Genomic DNA, 9,712 nt, shown 5'->3' with positions numbered 1-9,712 from the left:
GGGCCGTTGGGGTCCGTCCCCGAGCGCCGGACGCCCCCCTGTGGGGGGGGCGGCCTTCCGTGCGTCCAGAAGCCTCAGTCGGCCACCGGGGCCAGCTTGCCGGCCTCCCAGGCCGCTCGGCGCTCGGCCTGCAGCACCGGGTCCGCGACCGGCGCCGCCGACAGCAGGCGCTTCGTGTACTCCTGCTGCGGCGAGTGCAGCACCTGGTCACGGGTGCCGACCTCGACGAGCTTGCCGTGCTGCATCACCGCGACGCGGTCGGCCAGGAGGTCGACCACCGCGAGGTCGTGGCTGATGAACAGGCACGCGAACTGCAGCGACTGCTGCAGGTCCAGGAACAGGTCCAGGACACGGGCCTGCACCGACACGTCCAGCGCCGACGTCGGCTCGTCCGCGATCAGCAGCGCCGGGTCGAGGGACAGCGCGCGGGCGATCGCCACGCGCTGGCGCTGGCCGCCGGACAGCTCGTGCGGGTAGCGGTTCATGTAGTGCCCGCCCAGCTCGACCTTGTCGAGCAGCGACCGGACCCGGGCGGACAGCTCCTTGCCGGACAGCACCTTGTGCAGCACCATCGGCTCGGCGATCGACTCGCCGATCGTCATCTTCGGGTCCAGCGTCGACGCCGGGTCCTGGAACACGATCGAGAAGTACCGGCGAAGCGGGCGAAGCTCCTTCGCCGACATCTTCGTGATGTCCTTGCCCGCGATGGACACCGTGCCCTCGGTCGGGTCGAGCAGGCGGATCGCGCAGCGGCCGACCGTCGACTTGCCCGAACCGGACTCGCCCACCAGGCCGACGATCTCGCCCTTGGCGATGGTCAGCGAGACGTCGTCGACCGCGCGGTTCTTGCCCTGGCCGCGACGGCCGGGGTACTCGAGCACCAGGTTCTTGATCTCCAGGGCCGGCGCGGCCTCCTCGATCACGGCCTCGAGCTCTTCGTCCGCCAGCCGGATCTCCTCGGCGATCTTGGCCGCCTCGGTGCTGTCGCTGGCGATGCCGGCGTCGTCGAGCAGGCGGCGCCCCTCGGGACGCTGGCCGAGCACCGGCACCGCGGCCAGCAGCCGCCGGGTGTAGTCCTCCTTCGGCGACGCGAACAGCTCGCGCACCGGCGCCTCTTCGACGATCTCGCCCTGGTACATCACGATCACGCGGTCGGCCATGTCGGCGACGACGCCCATGTCGTGGGTGATCAGCACGATCGCCGTGTCCAGGGTGTCCCGCAGCTTGCGCAGCAGGCCCAGGATCTCGGCCTGGACGGTGACGTCCAGCGCCGTGGTCGGCTCGTCGGCGATGATCACCTTCGGGTCGCACGCGATCGCCATGGCGATGACGACGCGCTGCCGCAGGCCGCCCGAGAGCTGGTGCGGGTACTGCTTGAACCGCAGCTCGGGGTTCGGGATGCCGACCATGTCGAGCAGCTCGACCGCGCGCTTGTCCGCGGCGTCCTTGGCGATGTCGAGGTGGGACCGCAGGGCCTCGCGCAGCTGCCAGCCGACCGTGTAGACCGGGTTCAGCGCCGTCATCGGCTCCTGGAAGATCATCGCGACCTGGTTGCCGCGGATCTTCTGCATGTCCTTCTCTTTGAGATCCGCCAGGTTGCGCTCGCCGAGGCGCAGCTCGCCGGCGATCCGGCTGGTCTTGGGCAGCAGGCCCAGCACCGACATCGACGTGACGGACTTGCCGGACCCGGACTCCCCGACCACGGCGACGATCTCGCCGGGCTGCACGTCGAACCCGATGCCCTTGACGGCGTTCACGACGCCGTCCTCGGTCTGGAACGACACGCTGAGGTCGGAAATGGACAGGACCGATCCTGACACGCCGGCGACGTCCGCCGAAGTTGCTTCAGTGCTCACCAGATGCCCTTCGTGGGGGTACAGACGGTCACGACGCGGCGGTCGCGACTCGCGCGAGGATAACCGAGGGTGTCCCCGACGAAGGTCGGAGCACGGGAATTACGCTCAACCCGTGATCTCCCCGGTATCCCGACGGCTGCTGTTCGTCCACGCCCATCCCGACGACGAAAGCATCACCACCGGCGCCTCGATCGCACGATACGCCGCCGAAGGCGCCGAGGTGACCGTGGTGACCTGCACGCTGGGTGAGGAAGGCGAGGTCATGGCCGGCCTGCCCGAGCTGGCCGGGCTGGGCGCCTGGGCCGCCGACCAGCTGGGCGGCTACCGCGTCGCCGAGCTGAAGGCCGCTTGCGCCGCGCTGGGCGTGTCGCGGCACCGCTACCTGGGCGGGCTCGGCCGGTGGCGCGATTCGGGCATGGCGGGCACGCCGTCGGCGTCGCACCCGCGGGCGTTCACCGGCGGCAGCATCGACGAGCAGGCCGCGCAGCTGGCGAAGCTCATCGACGAGGTGCGGCCCCAGGTCGTCGTCACCTACGACGCCTTCGGCGGCTACGGCCACCCCGACCACATCCGCGCCCACGAGATCACCATGGCCGCGGCGCCGCGGGCGGAGTCGGTGGAGCGGGTCTTCCACACGGTCGCGTCGCGGGACGCGGTGCGCGCCGGGCTGGCCGCGCTGCGTGAGCACGACACCGTGTTCACCGTCCCGGACGACGACGAGCTGCCCGCGACGCCCGACGAAGAGATCACGACGGTGCTCGACGTCGCCGCGTACCTCCCGGCGAAGCTGGCGGCCCTGCGCGCCCACGCGACACAGCTCACCGTGGTCGACGACAGCCTCCCGTACTTCGCGCTCACGAACGAGCTCGCCCAGCCGATCCTCGGGCGCGACTTCTTCGTCCTGGCGCACGGCCCGGCCGAGGGCGCGGCGGACGACCTGTTCGGCGGGCTGTGACCGTGGAGGAGCGGCTGACGCTCGAGCGGGGGCTGCTGCTCGCGCTGCTCGTCGTCGACACCGTGCTGCTCGCTCTGCTGGAGCTGTTCTTCCTGCCGCTGCGGATCGGTGTGGTCCCGCTGCCGGTGACGGTGCTCGTAAGCGCCGTCACCACGCCGTGGCTGGTGTGGGCCACGGCGAAGCTGGTGCGGCCCGGGCTTTCGTGGGTACCCCTGGCCGTGTGGGTGCTCGTCGTGTTCGGGGTCGGGATGCTGGGCCCGGGCGGTGACCTGGTGCTGATCCAGGACTGGCGGGCGTTGCTGCTGCTCGGCGCGAGCGCGCTGCCGGGCGCGATGGTGCTGGGCGGCGCACCGCGCCGGGCGGGAAGGGGACCGGGACGTGGCTGAGGCGATCTCCGACAAGCACGTCGTGGCGGTGCTGCGGCCGTTCGTGCGGGCGTGCGGGCCGATGCTGGACGCGCTGCGCGAGTCCGACCCGTTCGGGCTGCAGGCGCGGGCGTCGGAGGACCTGGCCGAGGTCGAGTCGGGGCTGAAGGCGAAGCTGATCCACGGCGTGACGTCGGTGAAGGTCCCGGGCACGGCGGCGTGGGCGCGGATGACCGGCTACGACCGGTCGAGCTGGTGGATGAACCGCGTCGGCCGCTTCACGGCGCTGCTGACGTCGATCCCCGGCCTGGGCGGCGCGCTGGCCGACCGCCTGCCGGTCCAGGACACGCTCGGCGCGGCGTCCCAGGGCCTGCTGCTGTGCGCGATCGCGGGCGAGTACGGGGTGACCGACGTCGGCACGAGGGTGCGGCTCATCGCGTGGGTCCTCTTCGAGCGCGACATCGACCCGGACCTGGCGGCGGGCAAGCACGCGGAGCACGACGAAGCCGCGGAGGCGGACGAAGCGGCGAAGCTGACCGAGGAACTGAGGGCGTCGGAGAAGAAGCACGGCAAGGCCACGGTGAAGGCGGCGGGCCGGACGTTGTGGCGGCTGGGCCGCGGGCTGCTGGGGATCACCGAGGAGCTGGAGAAGCGGCCGCGCGGCAATCTCTTCCACCGGGCGCTGGGCATGCTGCCGGTCGTCGGGGCGGCGGGGGACTACCTCGGCGAGCGGTCGGGCCTGCGCGTGGTCTGGAAGCGGGCGCACGTCTGGCTGACCGAGCACCGGACTCCGTAACAACGCCGGTCGCGGCGCCGACTCTGGCCACGCCCGGCGCACCGGCGCCGGTTCCGGCGGCCGGAAGGACAACAAACCGTGACCATTTCCGACGGGCAGATCGTGGCCGTGCTGCGGCCGTTCGTGCGGGCCTGCGGGCCCGTGCTCGACTCGCTGCGGGACGCCGATCCGTTCGGGCTCCAGGCGCGCGGCGCGGAGGACCTCGCCGGCGTCGAGTCCGGCCTGAAGGCGAAGCTCGTCAACGGGGTGACGTCGGTGAAGATGCCCGGCACGGACGCGTGGGCGCGGATGACCGGCCACGAGCGGTCGAGCTGGTGGATGAACCGCGTCGGCCGGTTCGCGGCGGTGCTGACCGCGGTGCCCGGCCTTGGCGGCGCGCTCGCCGACCGGGTACCGGTGCAGGACACCGTCGGCGCGGCGTCGCAAGGACTGCTGCTGTGCGCCATCGCCGGGGAATACGGCGTCACGGACGTCGGCACCCGCGTGCGGCTGATCGCCTGGGTGCTGTTCGGCCGGGACCTCCCGCCCGGGCTCGCCGCCGGCCACGACGAAGCCGCCGAGGCCGGGGCCACCGCCCGGCTGACCGAAGACCTCGCCGCGTCGGAACGCAAGCACGGCAAGGCAACCGTCGGTGCCGCCGCGGGCACGCTGTGGCGGCTCGGCCGGAGCCTGCGCGAACTCACCGAAGAGCTCGAAAAGCGGCCGCGCGGGCGGTTCCTGCACCGTGCGATCGGCAAGGTGCCGGTCGTCGGCGTCGCGGGCAGCTACCTGAGCGAGCGGTCGGGACTGCGGGAAGCCTGGCAGCGCGCGCACGGCTGGCTGACCGAGCACGCGCCGGCTCCGCGCTGATCATTCCCGCGCGGAGCCCACAGCAAACCTCAGTTCCAGAACTGGAACACGCTGAAGCCGATCTTCGCGCCGTCGACGTACCCGCCGAAGGCGTTGAAGATGGCGTACGAGCCGTCCCACAGCGCGTTGTTCGCCGGGCGGAAGAACCACAGGAGCGCGAACAGGATGATCGGCGCCCACGGCCGGACCTGCGCGCCGAGTTCACGCGCCCGCGGCGGCAGGTACGGCTCGATCGCGCCCCAGCCGTCGAGGCCCGGGATCGGGAGGATGTTGAGCAGGAACGTCACCACCTGCAGCAGCGCCAGGTAGGACATCGCGATCACGAGCCCGCCCGCCATCGGCACCAGCGCGACCACCAGCGCCAGGGCCGCGCCGACCGCGAGGTTGCTCAGCGGCCCGGCCAGCGACACCCACGACGACGTCCCGCGCGAGCGCAGCGCCCCGCGGTTGATCCAGACCGCGCCGCCCGGCAGCGGGATGCCGCCGATGATGAGGAAGATCAGCGGCAGGATGATCGACAGGACGGGGTCGGTGTACTTCCGGACGTCCAGCGTCAGGTAACCCTTGTGGGCGACGCTGTAGTCCCCGCCGCGGTAGGCGACCATCGCGTGCCCGAACTCGTGCAGCGACAGCGACGCCACCCAGCCGGCGGCGACGAAGATCACCACGCCCGCGATGAGCAGCGGGTCGCGGTCGCGGACGAAAACGGTGTTGATGTCACCGAACGCGGCCATGGCGCCACCGGCGACGGTGAGCGCGAGGATGCCGAGGAAGACCGGGCTGGGGCGCACTGCTGACTTCTGCACGTGCTCCAGTCTTCCGTATGCCCGGTGTGAAGTTACCGGCGTGTCCCCTTGCGCGATCGGGCCGGAACGTCCCCCGAACTCGCTACTCCGCTTGACCTGACCGCACTACACGGGTGTAATCACAGTGATGTCATTCGCCGCCGAGAGGGGACGGCGAGTGTCGTTTCACCACCGCCAGCCTGGGGAGTGCTAGGGAGCGAGGAGGCGGACGTGCGGTTGGAAGCCGATGGGAAGGAATGGGGGCACGTCATGGGTTGGGGCGAGATCCCGGAGCAGGCTCTGGGAGATCTCACCGAGCTCATCGATGCCACCGAAGAAGAGCAGGATTGGCAGGAACGCGCCCTGTGCGCGCAGACGGACCCGGAGGCGTTCTTCCCCGAGAAGGGCGGCTCCACCAGGGAAGCCAAGCGGATCTGCCTGGGCTGCGAGGTCAAGGACGAGTGCCTTGAGTACGCACTGGCCCACGACGAGCGCTTCGGCATCTGGGGCGGTCTGTCCGAGCGGGAGCGCCGCAAGCTGAAGAAACGCGCAGTCTGAGCGGGAATCACCGGTGATGCTCGGCGTCACCGGTGATTCGCCGTGGTGGACAGACGTGGGTTCACCATCGGGTGACGGACCGGGGCCGTAGGGTGGCCGCACCGACTCCCCGCCTGATCTGGAGCGTTCGTTGCCCCGCACCGCCGCGCCGACCGTCCCGCGCACCGCGCCCGTTCTGGCCATTGTGGTCTGTCACGACGGCGAAAACTGGCTGCCGCTGGCGCTTTCCGCGTTGCGCCGCAGCAGCGTCCGGCCCCGGCACGTGCTCGCCGTGGACACCGGGTCCACCGACGCGACCCCGCGGCTGCTCGCCGAAGCGGCCGAGGACCCGGGGCTCGATTCTTCCCCCGTGCTGTCCGGGGTCATCACACTGTCGAGTGAAACCGGCTTCGCGGCCGCGGTCGCCGAAGCCGTCGCGCACGCCACCGAGCGCTGGGGTGACCCCGGTTCCTGGCTGTGGCTGCTGCACGACGACTGCGCGCCCGAACCCGACTGCCTCGAACAACTCCTGACCGTGGCGACGAAGGAACCGTCGGCCACCGTGCTCGGTTCGCTCGGTCTCGACTGGACCGATCCGCGGCTGATCGTCGAAGCCGGCCTGTCCACCGACGCCTCCGGGCACCGCCAGCAGGTCGCCACGACCGGCGAGGACCCCCTGGAAGTGCTCGCCGTGCCGAGTGCGGGCTCGCTCGTGCGCCGCGACGCCTGGGACGCCCTCGGCGGCTTCGACCCCGATTTCCCGTTGCTGCGCGAGGATCTCGACTTCGGCTGGCGCGCGAACGCGGCCGGCGGGATGGTGCTGTCCGTGCCGCTCGCCCGGGTCCGCCACGCCCGCGCGGTGACCACCGGACGGCGTCCGGCGGACGTGCTCCCCGGCGCCCTGCCCGCCGCGAACCGCGCCCACGGGCTGCGCGTGTTCCTGGTGAACTGCTCGCCGTTTTCCTTCTGGCTCGGCATGATCCGGCTCCCGCTGCTGGCGGTGCTGCGCGCGCTGGCCTTCGTCCTGCTGCGCCGCACCGGGGAAGCGCGGGCCGAGTTCGCCGCCGTCGCGTACCTCCTCAGTGGACGCGGCGGATTGCGCGCCGCCCGCGCTCGCCGACGGCGGAATCCGCGGCCGGGCACGGTTCGCGGGCTCTTCACCGGACGCTGGACACGGCTGCGCAACGCCGTCCGCGCCGGCGTCGTCGGCCTGGTGCGCCGCGGCGTCGAGAACGACGTCGCGCTCGGCCGGGTCCCCGAGACGGTCGAACCCGAGTCGGCGTGGGTGACGCCCGAAGCGCTCGACGCCCGCGAGAACCGCCCGGTCGGCCCGGACGCGCTGCCCGCCGGCGCGCTGCGCGGCGTCGGCTCGCGCGGGTCCGGGCTGCGCCGTCCGGGCACGCTCGTCGCCGTGGCGCTGCCGGAAACCCCGGCGCCGGCGGTCGAAGCCGCCGCCGAAGACGCTCCCGAAGCCGAAGAGCCGGACCCCGAACTCGTCTTCGTCGAGGTGAACCGCCGCCGCGTACTGGCGGCGACGATCTTCGCGCCGCCCGTGGTCCTGCTCGTCGTCCTGACCGCGCTCGGCCTGGTCGTCAACCGCGCCCGGCTCGGCCTCGACCTCTTCGGCGGCAAGCTGCTCCCGGTCGGCGGGCTGGGGGAGCTCTGGACGTCGTACCTGACACCGTGGCACGCGATCGCGGGCGGCACCGGCGCGCCGACGTCGGCCGCCGTGCCGGTGCTCGGCACGCTGGGCGCGGTGTTCACGCCGATCGGCGGGCCCGCCGCGCTGGTGGCGATCCTCCTCATCGGCGACATTCCTCTATCCGCGTTGAGCGCGTACGCGGCGACGAGGCGGCTGCGCGTGCGCCGCTGGGTCCGCGCGGTCGTCGCGGCGACGTACGCGCTGCTGCCGGCCGCGACGGCCGGCGTGGCCCAGGGCCGCCTCGACGTCGTCGTGGTGCACCTGGTGCTGCCGCTGGTGGCCGCGGGCATCGCCGGGCTGCTCGTGCACGCGGACACGCGCTGGCTGCACATCTCCGCGCTGTCGGCGTTCGGGGTCGCGCTGCTCGGCGCGTTTTCGCCGCTGGCGCACGGCCTCGCGCTGGCGGGCCTGCTGATCGGGTTCGTCGTGCTGCCCGCACCGACCGGGCTGGCGCGCCGGATCGCGTCGGTCGGGATCGTGGTGCTGCTGCCGCTGGCCCTGCTGCTGCCGTGGCCGACGGTGCTGCTGAAGCACCCGGAACTGCTCGTCCAGGGCCTCGGCGGAGCGGCCTCGCCGGTCTCCGGCACGGACCTCGCCGGCCTCGACCCGGGCGGCCCGGGAGCCTGGCCGATCGGCGTCGCGGTGATCGCGGCGGCCCTGGTGGCAGTGGTCGTCCGCCCGACGAAGCTCGCGGCCGGTGGGTTCGCGCTCGCGGCACTGGGCGCGGGCGGCCTGGTCCTGGTCCGCTTGGTGACGGCACCCCCGATGCAGGGCGGCGCGCCGGCGCACGGGTACGTGGGTGTGCCGCTGCTGATCGTCGGCGCCGGGCTGCTGTGGGTGGTGCTCGGATCGTGGCAGCGCGGCGGCACGGCCGCGGTCCCGGCGATATGGCTGCCGAAGGTGATGGCGGTGGCCGGCGCGGCGGTGTTCCTGGCCCTGGCGGCGGGCGCGGTGGTGGTCGGCTCGCAGGGGCCGCTGCGGGCGGGCGACCGGCCGTCGCTGGCCCCCGAGGTCTCGGCGGAGCTGGCGGCCTCCGGCCGATCGGTGCTCGACGTGGCCCAGGACGCAACGCGCCAGATCGCCGGCCGCCTCCCGCACTACGGCGACGACGAATTGGCCCCGACCCCGGGAACCCCGGCCCGCTTGGCGGCGTGGCGCAAGGCATTGGGCCAGGGAGACGCACCGGCGGTCCAGGGAGCCCTGGCGGCGGCCGCGGCGGCGGGCGTCCAGTTCGTGGTGCTCCCGCCCGGAGTCGACCCGCGGGCGTACGTACCGTTGGCGAAGGACCTGCTCTCGGTGGCGGCCCCGACCTCGGACGGCCGCGGCGTGCTCCGCCTGGTATCCCCGGCGGGCCAGGTGATCTTGATCTCCCCGGAACTGGCCAAGGCGGCGGTCACCGGAGGCGGCGCACCGGGCAACGCGCAGGGCGTGGCCCCGGTCCGGGCGGACCTCCCGGACGTGCGCGTCCGAGTATCGGAGGGACCAACGGGAAGGCTCCTGGTCCTGGCGGCCGAGCAGGAGCCGGGCTGGAAGGCAACGGTGGCCGGAAAACCGGTCCCGATCGTCCCGGCCTGGGGCCACCAGGTGGCGGTATCGGTACCGCAGGAGACGTCAGAGGTAACGGTGGAGTACCCGGGAACGGAGCGCAATCTGCTCCTGCTGGCCCAACTGGCGGCGGTGTTGTTCACGCTCTTGACGGCAGTCCCAGCCCGCTCGTAATCGAAGGAGCTGGGTGGTCATCCCGTCGCCTGAGGCCGTGAAATCGCTTTGAGCCGGGCCCGCAACCCACAGCGCGAGGCTGGGTGACGACGCGGGCTTGCGGGCCCGGCTCAAAGGGATGGGGGTGTTTGAGGGGGCGGGTTGTGGA

The 9,712-nt window shown here is 72.6% G+C and carries 8 protein-coding genes; 6 read left to right on the top strand and 2 right to left on the bottom strand.

Annotation, left to right across the window (positions count from 1 at the left end; translation table 11 throughout):
* Positions 1 to 74 precede the first annotated feature (74 nt).
* Entirely contained in the window at positions 75 to 1,856 is a 1,782-nt protein-coding gene (locus tag ACWEF6_RS42215; RefSeq protein ID WP_449688088.1) for an ABC transporter ATP-binding protein, read from the bottom strand.
* 112 nt (positions 1,857 to 1,968) lie between these two features.
* On the opposite strand from ACWEF6_RS42215, the gene mshB reads away from it, so the two are divergent.
* From mshB to ACWEF6_RS42195, 4 genes are all read left to right on the top strand, one after another.
* Complete coding sequence (gene mshB / locus ACWEF6_RS42210; protein ID WP_449688087.1) at positions 1,969 to 2,811, top strand: N-acetyl-1-D-myo-inositol-2-amino-2-deoxy-alpha-D-glucopyranoside deacetylase; 843 nt, start codon at positions 1,969 to 1,971, stop codon at positions 2,809 to 2,811.
* Complete coding sequence (locus ACWEF6_RS42205; protein ID WP_449688086.1) at positions 2,808 to 3,197, top strand: hypothetical protein; 390 nt, start codon at positions 2,808 to 2,810, stop codon at positions 3,195 to 3,197. The genes mshB and ACWEF6_RS42205 overlap by 4 nt, the downstream gene beginning before the upstream one ends.
* On the top strand, positions 3,190 to 3,972 hold the full coding sequence (locus ACWEF6_RS42200) for a hypothetical protein (RefSeq protein WP_449688085.1): 783 nt from the start codon (positions 3,190 to 3,192) through the stop codon (positions 3,970 to 3,972). The genes ACWEF6_RS42205 and ACWEF6_RS42200 overlap by 8 nt, the downstream gene beginning before the upstream one ends.
* A gap of 78 nt (positions 3,973 to 4,050) precedes the next feature.
* Positions 4,051 to 4,821: a hypothetical protein gene (locus tag ACWEF6_RS42195; RefSeq protein ID WP_449688084.1), complete on the top strand. Its 771-nt coding sequence runs from the start codon at positions 4,051 to 4,053 to the stop codon at positions 4,819 to 4,821.
* A gap of 29 nt (positions 4,822 to 4,850) precedes the next feature.
* On the opposite strand, the gene ACWEF6_RS42190 is transcribed toward ACWEF6_RS42195, so the two are convergent.
* Positions 4,851 to 5,612 carry a site-2 protease family protein gene (locus tag ACWEF6_RS42190; RefSeq protein ID WP_449688089.1) on the bottom strand — a complete coding sequence of 254 codons (762 nt, stop codon included), beginning with the start codon at positions 5,610 to 5,612 and terminating at the stop codon, positions 4,851 to 4,853.
* Between the two features lie 264 nt (positions 5,613 to 5,876).
* On the opposite strand from ACWEF6_RS42190, the gene ACWEF6_RS42185 reads away from it, so the two are divergent.
* Positions 5,877 to 6,164 carry a WhiB family transcriptional regulator gene (locus ACWEF6_RS42185; RefSeq protein WP_167385067.1) on the top strand — a complete coding sequence of 96 codons (288 nt, stop codon included), beginning with the start codon at positions 5,877 to 5,879 and terminating at the stop codon, positions 6,162 to 6,164.
* A gap of 130 nt (positions 6,165 to 6,294) precedes the next feature.
* Positions 6,295 to 9,564 (top strand): glycosyltransferase, encoded by a 3,270-nt coding sequence (locus tag ACWEF6_RS42180; RefSeq protein ID WP_449688083.1) that lies wholly within the window; start codon positions 6,295 to 6,297, stop codon positions 9,562 to 9,564.
* The last annotated feature ends 148 nt before the right edge of the window (positions 9,565 to 9,712 follow it).

This window comes from Amycolatopsis sp. NPDC004772 (assembly GCF_053601215.1).
Note: the sequence above shows the minus strand (reverse complement) of the source record. Positions and strands in the feature narration are given on the sequence as shown.

What these genes read in the sequence shown, in the direction of transcription:
- ACWEF6_RS42185 (WP_167385067.1), top strand. Translation starts at nt 5,877, where the DNA reads ATGGGTTGGGGCGAGATCCCGGAGCAGGCTCTGGGAGATCTCACCGAG.